Here is a 19910-nt window from a genome sequence, read left to right on the forward strand (position 1 = left end):
ATCGCACTCTGTTGGTAATGGGCATTAATAACAGTGTCTAGTAAATGACTGAAATGCTTAGGTCGGGGTTTTGCGCGCCTAGCTTGATAATAAAAAGGGCTAGCATTACAGCAAGCATAACGAAGATTTTTTACCATTCATGGTAAATCTTGATAAATGTTCGAGACATAACGAAGATTTTTTACCATCCATGGCAAATCTTCATAAATGTTCCAGACATAACGAAGATTTTTTACCATCCATGGCAAATCTTCATAAATGTTCCAGACATAAAAAAACCGCCGTTAGGCGGTTTTTATTGGCAAACATTCATCGAAATAGAACGTGCCGAATTAATCAGTGCAGCTTACAGGCCAGCGTCAGCGCGAAGAGCTTCTGCTTTATCTGTTGCTTCCCATGGGAACTCGTTACGACCAAAGTGGCCATATGCAGCAGTCGATTGGTAGATTGGGCGTGCTAGGTTCAACATTTCTGTTAGACCATATGGGCGCAGATCAAAATGACGACGTACTAGATCAATCAGCAACTCTTCAGCCACTTTAGCAGTGCCGAATGTTTCGATACTGATTGACGTTGGCTCAGCAACACCAATAGCGTAAGACACTTGTAGCTCACAACGATCTGCAAGACCTGCAGCAACAATGTTTTTTGCCACGTAACGTGCAGCGTAAGCAGCACTACGGTCAACTTTTGATGGATCTTTACCAGAGAAAGCACCACCACCGTGACGTGCCATGCCGCCATAGGTATCAACAATAATCTTACGACCTGTTAGACCACAATCACCTACTGGACCACCAATAACAAAACGGCCTGTTGGGTTGATGAAGTATTTAGTGTCTTTAGATAACCATTTAGCTGGTAATACCGGCTTGATAATGGTTTCCATCACGCCTTCAATTAGGTCAGCTTGGCTGACGCTGTCGCAATGCTGAGTTGACAGAACAACTGCGTCGATACCATGAATGCTGCCATCGTTGTTATAAGCAAAGGTAACTTGGCTTTTAGCGTCTGGACGTAACCAAGGTAAGGTTTTGTCTTTGCGAACTTCAGACTGACGCTTAACAAGTTTGTGCGAATACGTAATAGGCGCAGGCATTAATACGTCAGTTTCGTTGTTTGCATAACCAAACATTAAACCTTGGTCACCGGCACCCTGTTCTTTAGGGTCTGCGCGGTCAACACCTTGGTTGATATCTGGAGACTGTTTACCAATGGCATTCAGTACTGCACAAGAGTCAGCGTCAAAGCCCATATCTGAATGGGTGTAACCAATTTCGCGTACGGTTTTACGGGTGATCTCTTCGATATCGACCCAAGCTGAAGTCGTAACTTCACCGCCAACCATGACCATGCCAGTTTTGACATAAGTTTCACATGCAACGCGTGCTTTTGGATCTTGCTCCAAAATTGCGTCTAGTACCGCATCAGAAATCTGATCGGCGATTTTATCTGGATGACCTTCTGAAACTGATTCAGAGGTGAACAAGTGCTTTGCCATAATGGTAAATCTCGTCTTTAAACAATTCGAATGTGTAGAAGTATCTACATCTAGACGGCTATTTTAGTGGAAAATAGGATAGATGACACCCCTTTCGCCAAAATTTGTGCGCTGATCCATGCTATCAACAGCGGCCGCAGGCTAGTGTAAATAGGCTTCTGTTTATGTAAGTTTATGAAAATTAGCTTTTTATTTTGCTTGTGTAGTGTGTTTTTTGGATACAAAAATGATCGGCTACGTACCATTATAGTCGCTGAAATTTTTGATTAGCGCGTTTTAGCGTCGGTTTAGTCGGCAGTTGGGGCATAAATATGCGGCTTATATGGTTGCCAAGTTGCTTGTATGGGCGCGAAATGGTTATAAATTTTTATGGTTAGCGAATTAAATTTGCGTCCTACTGCCTAGTAGGCGAAAATATGGCTCCAAAATTTGCTATAGGTGAAGGGTAAAGCAAATATAAAGTTGCCACCCTTAACTCGATTTAAGCCTCAATACCTAACACGACGCAGGAGAGAGCATGTCATCTCGTAAAGAACTCGCTAACGCAATCCGTGCATTAACCATGGATGCCGTTCAAAAAGCCAATTCTGGTCACCCAGGTGCACCAATGGGGATGGCTGACATCGCTGAAGTGCTATGGAATGACTTCCTAAAGCACAACCCAAATAACCCAGAGTGGGTTGATCGTGACCGTTTCATCTTGTCAAACGGCCATGGCTCTATGCTTATATACTCTCTGCTTCACCTTACAGGTTACGCATTGCCTATCGAGGAGTTGAAAAACTTCCGTCAACTACACTCTAAAACGCCAGGTCACCCAGAATACGGTTACACCCCAGGTGTTGAAACAACAACTGGCCCTCTAGGTGCTGGTATCAGTAACGCGGTTGGTATGGCGATTGCTGAAAAAACGTTGGCTGCGCAGTTTAACCAACCAGGTCACGATATTGTTGATCACTTTACTTACTGTTTCTTGGGCGATGGCTGTTTGATGGAAGGTATCTCCCATGAAGCATGTTCATTAGCGGGTACGTTAGGTCTTGGTAAGCTGGTTGCTTTCTGGGATGACAACGGTATCTCTATTGATGGCCATGTTGAAGGCTGGTTCACTGATGACACGCCTAAGCGTTTTGAATCATACGGCTGGCACGTAATTGCTAACGTAGATGGCCATGATAGCAACGCTATCCGCGCGGCTATCGAAGAAGCTAAGTCTGTGACTGACAAACCAACCATGATCTGCTGTAAAACAACGATTGGTTTTGGTTCGCCAAACAAGTCTGGCAGCCATGATTGTCACGGCGCACCACTTGGCGATGCTGAAATCGCCGCAGCTCGCGAGTTCCTTGGTTGGGAGCACGCAGCATTTGAAATTCCAGAAACCGTTTACCAAGGTTGGGATGCTAAAGATTCTGGCGCGTCTAAAGAAGCGAGCTGGAACGAAAAATTTGCGGCTTACACCGCTGCTTTCCCAGAACTTGCTGCTGAATACAAACGTCGTGTTATCACCGGCGAACTACCAGCAGAATTTGAAGCAAAGGCCAATGCCTTTATTCAAGAGTGCCAAGATAAAGCTGAAGGCATTGCTAGCCGTAAAGCATCACAAAATGCGATTGGTGCATTTGGTGCAATCTTACCAGAAATGCTAGGTGGCTCTGCTGACCTTGCTGGCTCTAACTTGACTTTATGGTCAGGCTCTAAAGGTATTCAAGACGATGCTGCCGGTAACTACATCTACTACGGTGTACGTGAGTTCGGTATGAGCGGCATTATGAATGGTGTTTCTTTACATGGTGGCTTCATTAACTACGGCGCGACTTTCATGATGTTTATGGAATATGCGCGTAACGCTGTACGTATGTCGGCATTGATGGGCATTCAAAACATTTTCGTTTACACCCATGACTCTATTGGTCAAGGTGAAGATGGACCAACTCATCAACCAGTTGAGCAACTTGCTAACTTACGTATGACACCAAACATGAACGTATGGCGTCCATGTGATGCTGCAGAAACTGCCGTGTCTTGGAAAAATGCGATTGAACGTCGCGACGCACCTACATCGCTAGTCTTTAGTCGCCAAGGCCTTAAAGCTCAGCCACGTACAGCAGAGCAGTTAGCTAACGTTGCTAAAGGTGGTTATGTATTAAGTGATTGTGCTGGTACACCAGAATTAATCCTTATTGCTACCGGTTCAGAAGTGCAACTTGCACTTGATTCTGCTGCTGCACTAACAGAGCAAGGTCAAAAGGTACGCGTTGTATCAATGCCTTCTACCAATGAGTTTGACAAGCAAGATGCTGCTTACAAAGAGTCGGTATTGCCAAGCCGTGTAACTAAGCGTGTGGCAATTGAAGCCGCTCACGTTGATTTCTGGCATAAATATGTTGGGTTTAACGGCGCTGTTGTTGGTATGACGACTTTTGGTGAGTCTGCGCCAGGCGGTGACTTAATGAAGCACTTCGGCTTTACTGTTGAAAATGTTGTAGCGACCGCGAACGGCCTATAACAGTCAGTGATAAAGCTGACGACACAATGGCAAACTCAAGTTTGCCTATTGTGTCTGTTGATTGCTCCATGATCTAACGGCTTACCAGTTGAGGTAGGCCGTTGTCGTATTAATAAATCAGTGAGTTTAAAGGTAAAATAGTTAATGATAAGAGTCGCTATAAATGGTTATGGCCGTATTGGTCGTTCAATTCTTCGTGCAGTTTATGAATCTGCAAAACGCGATCGAATTCAAATCGTGGCGATTAATGAATTGGCAAAGCCTGAAGCGATGCTGCATTTAACCCAATACGACACGACCCATGGACGTTTCCATACTCAAGTAAAACTCGATAACCAACACATGATTATTGGCGATGACGCCATCAAGTTGTTGCATGAAGCCGATCCTGAAAACTTGCCCTGGCAAGATATGGGAGTGGATATTGTGTTTGAGGCCACGGGGGTGATTAATGATAGACAAGCGTGTGAAGCCCATATTCGCGCTGGCGCGAAACAAGTATTAATCAGTAACCCGTCATCACATGATGTAGACGCCACTATTGTTTATGGCGTGAATGAGCATTTGCTCAAAGCCGAACATACCATAGTGTCGAACGCTTCTTGCACTACTAACTGTATCGTGCCTGTTATTGATGTGCTAGATAAACATTTTCAAGTGAAAAGCGGCGCAATTACTACCATTCATTCGGCGATGAATGACCAACAAGTGATTGACGCTTATCATGATGATTTGCGCCGAACTCGAGCGGCTGGTCAGTCAATTATTCCGGTAGACACCAAGCTTGCCCGTGGTATTGAGCGCATTTTACCGCACATGAAAAACAAGTTTGAAGCGATTTCAGTGCGGGTTCCGACCATTAATGTCACAGCTATCGACCTTTCCGTTACGCTACATCAGCGCGTCGATATTGAGCAGGTTAATAAAGTACTTAAACAAGCGACTGAAGGCTCGTATTTAGGTGTTGTTGGCTTCACCAATGAACCCTTAGTGTCGTGTGACTTTAACCACGATCCGCGCTCAAGCATTGTTGATGGTACACAAACACGAGTGAGCGATGGGCATTTAGTTAAATTATTACTGTGGTGTGATAACGAGTGGGGTTTTGCAAACCGTATGCTAGACACTGGCTTGGAGATGATTAAAGCCAGAAGGGCTAAAGCCTGTATATAGACGTAAATATTGAACAATTAGCATGACTGCTGCTGGCGTGCTGAAGCGTCGCAGTGGTCAACATTACCCGTTTTGTATAATTTTATTTTTGATTTTAAGTTTAACTTTTAATAGTAAGGAAGCATAAAATGGCGATTCTTAATATGCAAGACATAGACCTTCAAGGTAAGCGGGTGCTTATTCGTGAAGATCTCAACGTGCCGGTCAGTGACGGCGTAGTGACCAGTGACGCGCGTTTACGAGCCTCATTGCCGACCATCAAGCTTGCCCTTGAAAAAGGTGCAGCGGTGATGGTGATGTCTCACCTTGGTCGCCCAACTGAAGGTGAGTTCAATGCTGAATTTTCAATGCAGCCGGTGGTTAATTACCTTGCTGACGCCCTCGATTGCCCTGTGCGCCTAGCCAGTGAATACCTAAATGGTGTTGAAGCGGCAGTGGGTGAAGTCGTCGTGTTTGAAAACGTGCGTTTCAATATTGGTGAAAAGAAAAACGACGCCGCATTAGCTAAGCAAATGGCGGCACTGTGTGATGTGTATGTGATGGACGCCTTTGGCACCGCTCATCGCGCGCAAGCTTCAACTCATGGGGTTGGTTTACATGCGCCAATCGCATGTGCGGGTCCTTTACTTGCGGGTGAATTAGCTGCACTAGGTAAAGCTCTTGATAATCCAGCTCGGCCAATGGTGGCAATTGTTGGTGGTTCAAAGGTATCAACCAAATTGACAGTGCTTGAAAGCCTATCGACTAAAGTTGACCAGCTCGTTGTTGGCGGTGGTATTGCCAATACATTTGTCGCAGCGGCGGGCCATAAAGTTGGTAAGTCTTTGTATGAAGCAGACTTGATTGATGAAGCGAAGCGCTTAGTTGCGGCAGCACAAAGTGGTGGCGGAGATATTCCAGTGCCAACAGATGTGGTTGTGGCGAGTGAGTTTAGCCCAACAGCCGCGGCAACATTAAAAGATGTTAGCGCAGTTGCAGAAGGCGATATGATTTTTGATATTGGCCCTGATAGCGCTGAAGCGTTAGCTGACATCATCAAAAATGCGGGAACTGTAGTTTGGAACGGCCCTGTCGGCGTATTTGAATTTGACCAGTTTGGTGCAGGTACTAAGCGTATTGCTCAGGCAATTGCTGACTCAAATGCATTTTCAATTGCAGGTGGCGGTGACACATTGGCAGCAGTTGATAAATATGGCATTTCTGACAAAGTGTCATATATTTCAACAGGTGGTGGTGCCTTTTTAGAATTCTTAGAAGGTAAGGAATTACCTGCTGTGGCGATGCTTGAAAGCCGTGGTAGCTAATTTAGTTATCATTTAGTGATATTGGTTGCTGGTGGGGCTGTTAATCGATTTTTGTCGAGAGTAAACTAGCCGCCAGCAAAGCTGTAAATTTAACAGCGCGATATACAAAGCTAAATTAAAAAACATAACAATAACTCATAACCGTTATTGAGTTTAAAGCACGATGCTGATGACTTAATAATATAAAAATCAATCCAAGCGATAGCGACCTTGGTGAGTCAAATCACCCTATTATTGGAGTATAAAATGGCTTTAATTTCCCTACGTCAAATGTTAGATCACGCAGCAGAGCACGGATATGGCGTACCTGCGTTTAACGTTAACAACCTAGAGCAAATGCGTGCAATTATGCAAGCTGCTGAAGCAACTGATAGCCCTGTGATTGTGCAGGCATCAGCGGGTGCGCGTAAATATGCTCGTCCTCAGTTTCTTAAGTACTTAATGGCGGCAGCGCTTGAGCAGTACCCTGACATTCCAGTTTGTATTCACCAGGATCACGGGACCGACCCTGACATTTGTCAGCGTTCAATTCAACTAGGTATGTCATCAGTGATGATGGACGGTTCTTTGATGGCTGATGGTAAAACACCTGCTTCTTATGAATACAACGTTGACGTAACCCGTCGTACAGTGGCGTTTGCCCATGCGTGTGGTGTTTCAGTTGAAGGTGAAATTGGTTGTTTAGGTAGCTTAGAAACCGGCCAAGCTGGTGAAGAAGACGGTATTGGCGCAGTTGGAACGCTTAGCATGGATCAAATGCTAACCACACCTGAAGAAGCGGCTCGCTTTGTAACAGACACTCACGTTGATGCTCTTGCAATTGCTATTGGTACTAGCCACGGTGCGTATAAATTTAGCCGCAAACCGACCGGCGACGTATTGCGTATTGACCGTATCAAAGAGATCCACGCACGTATTCCTAACACCCATTTAGTCATGCATGGTTCTTCTTCTGTACCACAAGAGTGGCTGCAAATTATTAACCAGTACGGTGGTGAAATTCCAGAAACTTACGGTGTTCCTTTAGAGGAAATCGTAGAAGGGATTAAACATGGTGTACGTAAAGTTAATATCGATACCGATTTACGTTTAGCATCAACTGGTGCAGTGCGTAAGTTCTTAGCTGAAAACCCATCAGAATTCGACCCGCGTAAATTCTTAAAAGCGTCAATGGAAGCAATGGCTGACATCTGTACTACGCGTTACGAAGCCTTTGGTTGTGCAGGTATGGCCTCAAAAATTAAGCCTAAATCGCTACAAGCGATGTATAAAGCTTATCAGTCAGGTGAACTTGACCCACAAGTTAAGTAATAATGACTTAGTTTACGCAATGTAGCGTGACCAAAAATACCTGCTTTAAGCAGGTATTTTTTTGTCTGTAAATAGTCATCCACCACTTTTAATCTGTATTGATAGACATGTTGCCTAGCAAACTTTTTCATTTTCCGACTACTACGTAACCTTGTACAGGTCAGCGCCTCACCTGATTTATTTTTATTGCGAGAGACGATTTGAACTTTGTTTGTGTTTTTTGTTAAGTAGAACCCCTTAAATGGTAAAGGGGTGACACTGCAAGTTTTCAATTAATAAAACAAAATGTTAATATCCGGCGTAATTTTAGGGAGTTTAGTGAGCGGAGTGGTAATTAAATGAAAATGTTATTAACAGCTATGGCAGTCGTTATGGCGGCCCCATTTGCTGCGCATGCTGGAGCTGACTTTGTTGAAGGCGATAAGACCTTCGCGGGTGAGGCTGAGTTGGGTGCAACGTTGACGACGGGTAATACCGATACTTCGTCATTAAAAGCGCGTTTAAGTTTAAAGCAAGAACTAGGTAACTGGGAAAACCAATACTTATTTGAAGGCCTGTACAAAGAAGACACTGAAGAATTAACAGCTAAGCGTTATTACGGTGCAGTTCAAGGTGATTATAAGTTTGATGATATAAGCTATATGTATCTTACTGGTAACCATGAAATTGACCCTTTTACCGGTTTTGATTTTAAAACAATTGCTTCAGCGGGTTATGGTCATAAATTTATTGATAATGGCCCAATGTATCTCAGTGCTGAATTCGGTCCGGGTTTTATTTATAAGAAGCTCGACGATGAACAACAGGCCTTACTTGGTTATAGTAGCGAAGACAGTGTTGTTGCGCATGGCTCAATGACTTTTACCTACGACATTAGTGATAGTTCAAGATTTACTCAGCTGTTTGTTGCTGACTACGGTGATAGTTTAGAAGGGCGTTCAGAGTCGGCGATTACTGCCAATATTATTGGTGCATTAGCGATGAAGTTTGCTGTTATTGTTCGTTATAACAATGAACCATTAGACGATAAGAAAAGTACCGATACCGAAACCAATATGACGCTGTTGTATTCATTTTAGTTAGTTTAATTCAGCCTGAAATTTAGCGTCAATAAAATAATGCACTCAGTTTGGGTGCATTTTTTTAGCTGTAATAAATACTAATTAAATTGTCGCAATCTTGCGTTTTAATTGTGTTTTTGTTAAAAACTGGTGATGCACATTTAAATTTTATACCTAGTGACTTTTCGTGTTTTTATAATATTTATGTGTTTAAGTTCACGAAAGCACTAATGAATCCCCCGTCGTGTCTATGGATCACGGACGTAATTATTTTTTCGCAGTAAACTACTTTTCTACGAATTTAGTTTGAGTTGTTAACGTGTTTATAGGTCCAGTCAAATTTGATATTGAGCAACAAGAGTTAGTCAATAATGACACTTTGCAAGTGCTCAAGTTATCGAACGTTGAATTTCTAGTGATGAAAGAGCTGATGTCATCTAGAGGTCGAGTCGTGTCGACTGAGTCCTTGTGTTTAATTTTTGGCCCTCAAGTCATAACATCGCAAGATATTGCTGCTGCGGTAAGTAATATAAAAACATTTTTGGGCATCAATTACGCCTCAATGATTGAGGCCGTCACCAACCAAGGTTATTTGCTACACACCACAGCTAAAGTGCAGATGCACAATAGCCCTTATGAAGCATTGTCGATTAAGCAATTCTCTATGTTTCTTGTTATCGGCATTATGCTGGTTGTGTTTCTGGCAACTCGCTTTGAAACAACGCCAAATATTCGTTTTACGTTGCCAGAAGAGCTATTACTTGATGGCAAAAAGTCGGTTCTGGTTCCTATCTACTCATCTGATATGGCACGGATCACAGCCGAAGAGTATTTTAAAAAAATCGCAGTTAAAGTGGAAAGCTGCGATAAAGTCGCCTGGGACGGGTTTTATGTTTCTACCTCTGATAACGGTGAAATTATTCACTTTGTTATGCAGCGAATGACAGATGGCGTTAGAGAGTTTAGGAACTTTAAGATTGTTAATATCGAGGGTGATTGGGATTTTATCGACCAACCATGGTTAATTAAGGCAGGATTTTGTGAATAAAGGGTTGGCCAGAGAGTTGTATATAGGGTTTAGCTCGACACCAATTTTAATGACCTTAATTTTTATTTTAAGTTTATGCTTGGTGTTGGATTACTCGGTAGAACCCAATGATGACATTACCTTAGAGTGTCACTCTGATGTGTTTGATGCATCAGTGGGAGCCTTTGTTGACGATGGTTTTACCCTGAACATCGATCGTGTATCTGACCAGATAGAATTTGATCTTGTTTACATGAAAGAAAATGTTGAACAAGAACATGTGACCATTTACGGTGAATTAGTTGAAGTTCTAGCGCCGGTTTTGACCTATGAGGTTAAGGTCAAAGAGGCGGATGTTAAAAAAGATATCTTTCTCGAAGAAAGTAATCCTCATTTTGATAAAACGACTAAGTTTGTTCGAAAATGCATTAATAATGACAAGAGTCGCAGTGGTCAGCCTGTCTTTATCAAAGTGTTAGAGATGGACAAGTCCCTCGGTGATATTACGATTCAAGTCAGTGAACGTAATGCGCTATGGGTTTGTAAAATAAAGTAAGCGCCTCACGCAAAAGTGAGCGCGTCTCCTGCCTACAATAAGCATAAGTTACTTTTTGCAGCAAGTATTAGACTATACTTGCTAAGTTAATGTATTTATTGCAATACCAATAACGTAAAGTCTTTAGGTCGTTTTACATCGCTCCAGCCCCATTCAGTGAAGGCTAATTAAAAAAGTAAGGTCACTCTTTTGTGCGCGATGGTAAGTCTTTACTACATGTATGGGCTTGCGGCCGATGAACGAACATAACCAATAGAGGCTTAATACCAAGGGTCTAGGTACACACAAAGGATATATGTGGCAAAAGTTAGAGTTAAGCAAGAAGATTCCCTCTCAATAAAATTTCTGCATCAGATGGAAGCGGGCGATAACCGCCGTTTAGATTTGTATTTGTTTTTACCTAAAGAGATGGGAGTTAACCCACAAAGCATAGATGAAGAGGAGTATTACCACTCTTCGATAACGGGCCGCCGCTCTTACTACTCTTCAGGTTTACACCTTCCGCTGGTTCAAAGTCGTTTTGTGAGTCAAAAAAAGCGCACCGTAGAAGAGTTTCGGCTTTACCTCAACTTGTTTGCTTACCAATTTTCAGTCGCGATTGAAACCGACAGTAAAGAGTTGGCCCAAGTAGAAGACTTGGCAGAGTTTTACGCGTCACTTGAAGAGCTTAGCGAGCAAGTTATTCACCTGCTTAAGCGCTTTAGGCGTAATGAGCCAAGCGATGAAAAGTGGAAGTCCTATTTTGAAAATGCAGACAATTACCTGTCGTGGTTTTGTGAGCAACGCTTACTAAAACTGCTTGCGCATGCGCCCAGAAGTAGTGAGTACGCAGCCGTAACCGAAAGTGTCATTGCGCTATGTAAGGCTGAGGCGCAGTATCGCCAAACTCATAAGTACAACTCTTCTAAAACCATTAAAGATGCCAACCGCATTGCCAATAAAATGCACCTTTTACGCCGCCTAATACAGCAAGGTGTGGTGCTAAAAGAAGACCTTAAACCATTAGGTGTAGGCCTTAAGAGGATGACCACGGGCGTTGCAACCGCAATGATTATGATTGTGGTATCAACGTTGATCATTAAAGCGCAAGGTGTGTTTAGTGGCTTAACTATCGCGTTAGTGTTAACGCTGGCGGTGATTTACGGTTTCAGAGAGATCTTTAAAGATGAGGTTCGCAATGCCTTATGGCGGATCATTCAAAGAGGTCGGCCGCGTTGGGGCCGTTTATTGCAAGATACAACATCGAAGATAACCATTGCTAAGCAGTTGGTCTGGTTAGATTTTATACGAAAAAAAGAGCTGCCAGAGCAGGTCACCAAAATTTTGAAAAGGCGTCATAGTCAAAACAAAGTGGACGCTGAAATTCTACATTATGGGATCCACACTCGGGTGTCAGCCAAGGGGTTTTTAGCCGGATATTCGCAAATTCAGGAGCAAGTTAACTTCAGTTTTGTGCCTTTTGCGCGTAACTTGGAGCGTGGTAAAGCCAAAATATATAAAGAACTCGACGGTAAAATTAGTAACGAATCTGTAGAGCGTCGCTATCAAGTGAACTTGATTTTGAGCTTAAAGGAAGGCCGTGGTGAGCCGCAATTTGCGCGCTATAAAATCACTATGAATCGCTCAACCATTATTGAAATCACTGAGAGCGATTTGCCATCAGGGGTCAATAACATGGATGAAACTCCGTTTGAGGAAGAGCTGCTTGAGGCGAGCGCAGAGCTTAAAACAAAGCCTTAATATTTCCATACTTCTCGAGTGTTGTTGCGTTGAGCTTGCGATAGGGCTGAGCGACAACAGCCCTATCTTTATCGTTGCCTAGCTGGACATTGGCCGAGTAAACGCTTGGCAAATGTTTTGTTCGCCAGTTTGTTTAGCTCGTGTAAGGGCGGTTTCAGCGTTGGTTAATAGCTGCTCCAAATTTTGACCATCGGCATAAGCTGCAATACCAATACACAGTTCTTCTGCAACCCCTTGCTCTTTTAGCTGTGCTAGCGTGTCGATGGCAAAATAGTGTGCTTGGTCTGAGTCGGTTTCTGGCATTAAAATTATCAGTTTACCCAGCTGCCATCGTGACATCTGATATCGGTGTGGTAGCACTCTAAGTAATTGTACTTCTACTTCTTTTTGGCGGTTTTCTAGCTGGTCAGTATCGCTCATGTGACTGAGCATTCCTTCGGCGGCAATATCAATCAGCATTAAGCTAGCAAAGTCTTTTTTAGCTTGATCCATATTATTAAAATAACGCTCAAGATCGAGATGGTCGTTAAATACCGTGCTTCGGTGCTGCACCAAGCTGCTGTTGACAATGCTATAGCCACGAGACGGCACCTGCTCAAATGTACAGACAATATATTGGCTATCGGTAGTGCTATCGAGGTGACTTTTTAAATGTGCCTGTAAACAGTTGCCTGAGACTCGATTATTTAATGAGAGTATTTGACCGTGCCACTCACCTTTTAATGTCAATTGTTGTGATATTTGCGGCCACTGTTGCTTAAATTCTTCATTTAGCAGTTCGGTAATTGATAACTGACGGTTATCTTTTACCTGACTAAAGGTATCAAAGGCGGTGTTAGCGATTATGGTCATGCCGCTGGCATTAATGAGTACCGTTGGGATTGGGGTGTCGCTGAGTAATTGATTGAGCCTGGTAAGCTCTTGAGCTCGCTTAAGTGCGCTCATGTCGTCAAAGGTGGCTAAAATATAGCGCTCGTTGTTTTTCATATTACATTCAAGTCGAATGCTAACTGCAAGCCGAGTGCGTTCGGCGCTGTAGTTATCAAGTTCGCCACACCACTTTTTGTCGATGGTTAGCTGCTCGGTTAGTGCGGAGAATTGCTCGTCATTCATGTGCAAAATACGCTGAAAACTGCGATCAGTTAACTCATCTATTGGTAATGATAACAGCGCTGCAGCCTTTGAGTTAGCGTTAAGTACGCGGCCAGTATCGTTGACAATAAGGTAACCAGAATCGATATTAAACAGACGATTACTGAGGTCGATACACAATGCACGAGAATTAAAAGCAAGGCGATAAACATGGATAAAGTAGATCAGTAGGCAAGCTAGTGCGGTCAGCACAAAGGCGCCTGCCATTAATATGTTGCGCCAGTGCACAAACTTAGCCGCGATATCGTCGTTTTTAACGTAAGACAAAAGGTAGTAATCACGGCGAGTTTCATACTGTGAGGTTAGCTCCACTTTTAGGTAGACAAATGTCGCCTCATTACCGTTAAATTGGCCAAAATTACTCATGGCCATTTTGCGCCAAAGCGCAGGATAACTTTGCTTTAAGCTGCCGCCCATGGTTTCAGGTAAACGCTCAATCGTTGGTGAGTCGGTTTCACCCGAATACAGTAGCCCTTGGGTATCGAGCATGATAAGTGGGGTTTCTTTGCTGGAGTAAGCAGGCTTAATATTTTGTAGCATGCGTGTCATCGAATTATAGGTGACCAGATAACCTCTAATTGATTGATCTGGGTTTTCTAGCCAGGCCAGTTGGTATAAATAGGGTTCAAGTTGCCCCTCTATTGGGCTGAACTTTAGGGGCGAAGTATAGATTTCATTGCCACCCATTGTTGTAGTGTGCCCTAGTAATTCAGTTGGCAGTGAATCATGTATAAATTGCTCGTTTGTTGAAAATATCAATTGCCCTTGCGGGTCGTAAAGGGCAAAGCCTAGTAGCTCCGGAATATTCTCAACGATGATGTCCCAATAATCGCCAACTTTCTGTTGGTTAGCGCTGCTTGGGACTGACAAATAATTATTGAGCAGCTCAGAACGGGCAAACATTTGGGTTCTAAATTGTTGGTAAGAGACCTTGTCGGCAATAAGAGACCCAACCGATTGCAGCTCGCTATAACGCTGTTTTGCCCAGTCTTCTTGTAAGCGCTGTTCACCGAGGTTGATAATGATACTGGTGAAAATAATAGCCGACAGCAAAAGAATACAAATCTGAGTGCTGGCGGTAATGATCCGTTGTTGCGACCATTGTATTGCTTGAGCATTTATAAGTAGCGGTGTTTTTCGGGTTGGCATGGATGCAAATTCTGACGGTTATTATATCGGCTATATTATACCAGTTAAGGTATATGTGTAATTAATTCAATATAGTTGCGTGACACAATACTACGCATAGTGGGCAGTAACTGGTCGTGCTACGGCATTGAAACGGCTCAGCATGAATGGCGCTAACCCACAATATTGAGCTCTCTTTGTTTAAATGTGGCTCCTGCTGATTCGACAATCTGACGGCAAGCATCAATATTTACCCCACTTAAACCATTAATTGCCGACACTTGCACACTGGCAATATAGCGCGGGGCGAGTGTAATAAACTCAAGTACCGCTGCATACGACCCAGTAAGCTTTGGGCGACAGTGCATTTGGTAGTTATCTGCCGTGTCCGCATTAAGTGAAATAGAAAGGCTATCAACACAATGGGCTAATTCTGGCAAAATATTGCGTTTATGAAACAGGTTACCAAGCCCATCAGTATTAACCCTAACTTTGCCGCCTCTGGCTTTTATTTCTTTAGCAACGCACAGCAAAGTCGCTAAATTAAGCGTCGGTTCACCATAGCCACAAAAAACATACTCGTCGAACTGCGCAGTGTCACCAAGTAAGGCTATGACCTCACTGGCGCTCGGTTGACGTTTGAGATCAAGCTGGTACTGATGCACTTGCTTACTGCCATTATGTTTAGGGCAGAACTGGCAACGCAAAGTACAACGCCCGGTAATATTTAAATAACGGCTGTTACGGATATCGTAAACAAGGGTGGCTGCAGTATGGGGCATTATTTTTTATCGCAAGTTTATAGGGTTGTTTAGCTTAACCAATTATAAATTGGCTGTCTGTTCACTGGATCTAACATTGAGCTTAATGATTGGCATCGAGCTGATTTATGAGTTGGCATAAAGCGGGTATAAAAAAGGAGGCCTAGGGCCTCCTTAATGTTGTGGTGGTACGCATTTTAGCGGGCTTGTTCCGCTTTTGGCTGCCACCACCATAGGAAGAATCGATTAAACATCTTCTTAATATCATCAAGAATAATGTACAGCAGTGGCACCAAGATAAGGGTTACAACTGTTGAGAACAAAATACCAAATGCTAACGAGGTCGCCATTGGGATCACCAATTGAGCCTGTAAACTGGTTTCTAATAAAATCGGCACAAGACCCACAAAAGTTGTGAGCGAAGTTAAAATAATTGCTCTAAATCGATAGCAGCCAGAATTGATGGCTGAATCAATTAAAGAGTAACCTTCTGCGCGTGCACGGTTAACAAAATCGACCAGGATCAATGAGTCGTTTACCACCACCCCCGAAAGCGCCACAATACCACACAGGCTTAAAATACTCATATTGAGATCTAAAACAAAGTGCCCAAACAGTGCGCCAATCATACCAAACGGAATGACCGACATAATGATCAGTGGCTGGCTATAGGATTTTAATGGAATAGCCATCAGTGCGTAAATGGTAAATAAAGCAAAGAAAAAACCTTGAAGCAAGCTGACTAATGCACTTTGTTCATCGGCACTGCCGCCATCAAGCGCTGTAGATATTTCAGGGTACTTCTTCGCTAGCATGGGTAAAAATTCGTCTTGGATCTCTGACACCACTTTTGATGGCTCAACAATACTGGTATCAGCATTGGCTGAAATCGTAATTGCTCGTCTGCCATCAACACGGGTAATAGAGGAGTACGAATCGCCAAGTTCAAGTTCAGCCACTGTATTGAAAGGCACCGCGATACCGTTTGGTGTGCGGATAAGCATGTTTTCTAAATGCCCCACAGTACGGCGCTGTTCTAGCGGGTAACGAACCATTACCTTTACTTCTTCTTTATTACGCAAAATACGCTGCGCTTCGTAACCATAAAAGCCGTAGCGAACTTGCCTTGCTAAGTCTGATAGTGTCAGTCCGAGAGCTTCCGCTTCTGGGCGAATTTTAAGCTTAATTTCTTGACTACCTGAAGAGTAGTTGTCAGTAATATCGTAAACCCCTTCATAGGTACGTAGCTTCTGTTTTAGCTCGTCAGAGGCTAGTGAAATTTGCTCAAGGTTACTGGCGGTTAATCTAAAGGATATGTCGCCCCCAGTGTCATTGGAGCTGGCGTTAATATTGAGCTTTTTAACCGCAAGCAGCTCCGGTAGCAGTTTGCGCCAGGCTGAGGCTATGGCTTCACCATCAACACTGCGATCTTCAGCTTTAGTTAACTCTGCAAAAACAAATGCCGAAGTGCGTGAGCTCATATTGATAAAGCTATGTTTAACGACTGGATAGCCAAATTCAGCCTCCATTTCATCGTTCATGTTATAGAGCGCTTCTTCGATCTCTTGTACCACTTTTAAGGTGTTTTCTTCAGAGCTGCCTTCATCCATATCGAGTTGAACTTGAATGAAATCAGACGGCACATCAGGGAAGAATACCCAGCGTACCTGGCCGCTAACAACTAGTGCGATAGATAAAGTGAGTACACCGATAAACACCGCAACCGTGTTATAGCGATTAGCAATGCAGCGCTTTAAAAAACTGCGGTAATTGTTTTGAATAAAGTATTGAACTTTGTCATTAAAGCCAGCTTTTAACTGACCTAAACGACTTCGTTTTTCACGCGGTTTTGGTGGCTTCATGTGGGCCAAATGCGCCGGTAAAATCAACTTTGACTCAACCAATGAGAAAACCAAACTTAGCACCACAACCATGCCAATTGATTTCCAAATAATGCCCTGCGGGCCTGATACCATCAACATAGGTAAAAAGGCGGCTATGGTGGTTAGTACTCCAAAGGTAGCTGGCATTGCGACTTTTTTGGCGCCCCTGACCACGTTATCTAACGAGTGGCCATAACGTTCAATTTCACTATAGGCGCTCTCGCCAATCACAATGGCGTCGTCGACCACGATCCCTAGCACTAAAATAAAGGCAAATAACGTTAATAGGTTAATCGACATTGAGAAGGGCTCTAACGGCATAACGAACAGCGTACCTAAAAAGCATACTGGTAAGCCAACCATTACCCAAAAGGCGAGTTTAATCTCTAGAAACAGAGCCAAAATAATAAATACTAGTAACGCCCCATAAAACATGTTTGACAACATCATGTTCAAGCGGCCTTTAAGGTAATGTGTTAAATCACCCCAAGTATCGAGTTTGGCACCGGTAGGTAAAAACTCGCGTTTTTGTTCAATGTATTCTTTTACTTGTTCTGAAATATCTAGTGCATTTTGGTCATCAACACTGAGAATTTCAATAATGGCCGATGGTTGACCGTTAAAGCGGGTGTATTCGAGTCGCTCTTCAAAGCCATCTTTTATCGTAGCAACGTCAGGTAGCATAACTCGGCTACCATCGGCTCGTGTACTGACCACAATATTGGCAAAGTCTTCACCTGTATAAGCTTGGCCTTTGGTGCGCAGTAAAATGTCACCGTCTTTGGCACGAATGGAGCCGCCGGGAAGATCGATAGAGGAGTTTTGTACAGCAGTGGCAACCTGCGAGAAAGTAAGGCCGTATTCACGCAGTTTGTTTTCAGACAATTCAATGCCTATTTCATACTCTCGTACACCAGTGACCTGAGCTCGTGTGACGGCGGGGAGAGCGGTGACTTCATCACGAATAATTTTGGCGAGCTCTTTCATCTCTTTTAAAGACTGATCGCCATAAACCGAAACCCAAATGACATTGTTTTCGGGCTTAAGGCGGACAATATTGGGTTTTTCAATATTGACCGGAAAAGTGGAGATGGCGTCGATGTTGAGCTTTGCTTCATCAAGAATATCTTGAGGGTCATAACTGTCTTCTACTTCAATAGTGACAGAGCCCACGCCTTCGCTGGCCACCGAGGTGACTTTTTTAATACCATTAATATCTTGGATCGCCTCTTCGATCTTGATGTTAATGCCTTCTTCAATCTCTTGTGGTGCAGCGCCTGGGTAGGCGACCGTGATATTGATGTAGTTGAGTTCAAATGTGGGGAAAACTTCTTTATTGATGGTGTAAGCGCTAAATAGGCCACCGATCAGTAAAACCCACATTAATAAGTTTGCCGCTACACTGTTGTTGGCAAACCATGCGATGATACCTTTTTCTGGAGCCATTATTGATCACCTACGCTTGCTAATCTTTCCTGCTCTAACGAGTCATTAGGTGTGTCTATGGTCGAATTGTTTTTATCTTCACCTAGCACTTTAACTAACTGACCATCTTGCGCGTTACTTAGGCTAGTAATTGAAACGCGCTCGCCGCTGAGCAAGCTGTCTTTGATGTACACGTTTTCCAAATCGGTGCGGACAATATTAACGGCTCTGATTTCAACACTATTATCAGCGGTGATAACCGTCACTTTATCTTGGCGTACTAAATAACGCGGCAGTTTAACTATGCCTGCAACTGTACGGCCTTTAATGACTGCGGTAACAAAACTGCCGTATTTAAGAGGTAACTGATTGCTATTTTTGCTGGCTCTTAGGTAAGGGTCTTTAACTTCGGCAACCAGGTAAACCATGCGGTTTTCAGCGTCGATTACGCCTTCGCTGCGAATAATTTGGCCGGTCCAAGTTACAGGTGAGCCGGCTAGCTCGGCGCTTAATGTGACCTCGGTATCTGGGTTATCAACAGATTCTAAATAGGCTAAATCATTATTAGTTAGTGGCAGTCTAACCTCGGCTACATCTGTACCGTAGAGCTCGCCTAAGTTGGTGCCTAAAGTGACGTATTGGCCAAGGTCAACGTTGCGCGCTTTGATGATGCCATCAAAAGGTGCGCGAATAACGGTGCGCTCTAAATTACGTTTGGCTCGGGCGAGCGCCGCTTGTTGAAACTTAACATTGGCTTGTTCTTGCTTTAACTGCGGTAAACGCAGGCCTAACTCTGGTGGCACACCGCCGTCATATTCTTGCCAATCTTTTTTGGCAACTTCGCCTAATGCGCGTTCTTCTTCTAGTTCCGCTTTAGCTTGAGCCAGCGAGGCTTGTGCTTGCATTAGATCTGCTTCGTAATCCGATTGCTCAATAACGGCTAGCTCTTCGCCTTTTTCGACCACCCCACCGGCAACAAACTTTTGTGAGACTTTAAGTAAACGGCCTTGAACCTCAGTGACTAACTGGGTTTTATATTTGGCGCTTACAACGCCATAAGAGGGTAGGTTGAGGGATAAGGTTTGTTGTTGTACTTCCATTACGTCAACAATGGGGATAGGGGCTTCATTGGTGCTTTGCTCTGGCGCCTCTTTCGTATCTATTAGCAGCTTGGCGGCTCCAGCAAATACAACAAGAATGAACAAAGGCATTGCCCTTCTTATGACGGTATTTTTCTTACTCATTATTATTAGCTCTTCCGTGTGTTCGCTTTTCTAAGGCTCAAATTACCAGACTAAGTTCTGTTGCGGTATGTATTTTTGCCATAATAATGTTTCGATTTATGATGTTCATTCAATTGATGGTTTACTCGGTGATGA

The 19910-nt window shown here is 43.5% G+C and carries 13 protein-coding genes; 8 read left to right on the forward strand and 5 right to left on the reverse strand.

Translation table 11 applies throughout. From position 1 onward, the window contains the following. Nucleotides 1–346: 346 nt before the first annotated feature. A complete protein-coding gene (metK, locus tag RGE70_RS02505) occupies nt 347–1501 on the reverse strand; it encodes a methionine adenosyltransferase (protein ID WP_310469982.1) in 1155 nt (384 codons plus the stop codon). A gap of 517 nt (nt 1502–2018) precedes the next feature. Between metK and tkt the strand changes: the two genes are divergently transcribed. From tkt to RGE70_RS02545, 8 genes are all read left to right on the forward strand, one after another. Beyond that, nucleotides 2019–4010, forward strand: coding sequence for a transketolase (tkt, locus tag RGE70_RS02510; RefSeq protein WP_310469983.1), 1992 nt, complete (start codon nt 2019–2021; stop codon nt 4008–4010). Nucleotides 4011–4154: 144 nt separating this feature from the next. Next, entirely contained in the window at nt 4155–5183 is a 1029-nt protein-coding gene (gene epd, locus RGE70_RS02515; protein ID WP_310469984.1) for an erythrose-4-phosphate dehydrogenase, read from the forward strand. A 128-nt stretch (nt 5184–5311) separates the two neighbouring features. Next, complete coding sequence (locus RGE70_RS02520; RefSeq protein ID WP_310469985.1) at nt 5312–6487, forward strand: phosphoglycerate kinase; 1176 nt, start codon at nt 5312–5314, stop codon at nt 6485–6487. Between the two features lie 246 nt (nt 6488–6733). Then, nucleotides 6734–7798, forward strand: coding sequence for a class II fructose-bisphosphate aldolase (gene fba, locus RGE70_RS02525; RefSeq protein WP_310469986.1), 1065 nt, complete (start codon nt 6734–6736; stop codon nt 7796–7798). A gap of 338 nt (nt 7799–8136) precedes the next feature. Next, nucleotides 8137–8877, forward strand: coding sequence for a DUF481 domain-containing protein (locus RGE70_RS02530; protein WP_310469987.1), 741 nt, complete (start codon nt 8137–8139; stop codon nt 8875–8877). Nucleotides 8878–9178: 301 nt separating this feature from the next. Next, nucleotides 9179–9907, forward strand: a complete 729-nt coding sequence (locus RGE70_RS02535) for a winged helix-turn-helix domain-containing protein (protein WP_310469988.1) — start codon at nt 9179–9181, stop codon at nt 9905–9907. Beyond that, nucleotides 9900–10442 carry a hypothetical protein gene (locus RGE70_RS02540; protein WP_310469989.1) on the forward strand — a complete coding sequence of 181 codons (543 nt, stop codon included), beginning with the start codon at nt 9900–9902 and terminating at the stop codon, nt 10440–10442. The genes RGE70_RS02535 and RGE70_RS02540 overlap by 8 nt, the downstream gene beginning before the upstream one ends. A gap of 297 nt (nt 10443–10739) precedes the next feature. Continuing rightward, entirely contained in the window at nt 10740–12182 is a 1443-nt protein-coding gene (locus RGE70_RS02545; RefSeq protein ID WP_310469990.1) for a hypothetical protein, read from the forward strand. Nucleotides 12183–12260: 78 nt separating this feature from the next. Here the strand turns inward: RGE70_RS02545 and RGE70_RS02550 are convergent, their stop codons facing one another. From RGE70_RS02550 to RGE70_RS02565, 4 genes are all read right to left on the reverse strand, one after another. Then, nucleotides 12261–14483 carry a PAS domain-containing protein gene (locus RGE70_RS02550; RefSeq protein ID WP_310469991.1) on the reverse strand — a complete coding sequence of 741 codons (2223 nt, stop codon included), beginning with the start codon at nt 14481–14483 and terminating at the stop codon, nt 12261–12263. Nucleotides 14484–14635: 152 nt separating this feature from the next. After that, complete coding sequence (locus tag RGE70_RS02555) at nt 14636–15244, reverse strand: TatD family nuclease-associated radical SAM protein (RefSeq protein WP_310469992.1); 609 nt, start codon at nt 15242–15244, stop codon at nt 14636–14638. Between the two features lie 176 nt (nt 15245–15420). Next, nucleotides 15421–18552, reverse strand: a complete 3132-nt coding sequence (locus tag RGE70_RS02560; protein ID WP_310469993.1) for an efflux RND transporter permease subunit — start codon at nt 18550–18552, stop codon at nt 15421–15423. Then, on the reverse strand, nt 18552–19775 hold the full coding sequence (locus RGE70_RS02565) for an efflux RND transporter periplasmic adaptor subunit (RefSeq protein WP_310469994.1): 1224 nt from the start codon (nt 19773–19775) through the stop codon (nt 18552–18554). The genes RGE70_RS02560 and RGE70_RS02565 overlap by 1 nt, the downstream gene beginning before the upstream one ends. Nucleotides 19776–19910: the final 135 nt, after the last annotated feature.

Origin of the sequence: Shewanella youngdeokensis (genome assembly GCF_033180165.1) — a bacterium.
Lineage (GTDB): Bacteria > Pseudomonadota > Gammaproteobacteria > Enterobacterales > Shewanellaceae > Shewanella > Shewanella youngdeokensis.

Bases quoted from the DNA above. Each gene is read 5' to 3' on its own strand.
- metK (WP_310469982.1), bottom strand. From the start codon at position 1,501: ATGGCAAAGCACTTGTTCACCTCTGAATCAGTTTCAGAAGGTCATCCA.
- tkt (WP_310469983.1), top strand. From the start codon at position 2,019: ATGTCATCTCGTAAAGAACTCGCTAACGCAATCCGTGCATTAACCATG.
- epd (WP_310469984.1), top strand. From the start codon at position 4,155: ATGATAAGAGTCGCTATAAATGGTTATGGCCGTATTGGTCGTTCAATT.
- RGE70_RS02520 (WP_310469985.1), top strand. From the start codon at position 5,312: ATGGCGATTCTTAATATGCAAGACATAGACCTTCAAGGTAAGCGGGTG.
- fba (WP_310469986.1), top strand. From the start codon at position 6,734: ATGGCTTTAATTTCCCTACGTCAAATGTTAGATCACGCAGCAGAGCAC.
- RGE70_RS02530 (WP_310469987.1), top strand. From the start codon at position 8,137: ATGAAAATGTTATTAACAGCTATGGCAGTCGTTATGGCGGCCCCATTT.
- RGE70_RS02550 (WP_310469991.1), bottom strand. From the start codon at position 14,483: ATGCCAACCCGAAAAACACCGCTACTTATAAATGCTCAAGCAATACAA.
- RGE70_RS02555 (WP_310469992.1), bottom strand. From the start codon at position 15,244: ATGCCCCATACTGCAGCCACCCTTGTTTACGATATCCGTAACAGCCGT.
- RGE70_RS02560 (WP_310469993.1), bottom strand. From the start codon at position 18,552: ATGGCTCCAGAAAAAGGTATCATCGCATGGTTTGCCAACAACAGTGTA.
- RGE70_RS02565 (WP_310469994.1), bottom strand. From the start codon at position 19,775: ATGAGTAAGAAAAATACCGTCATAAGAAGGGCAATGCCTTTGTTCATT.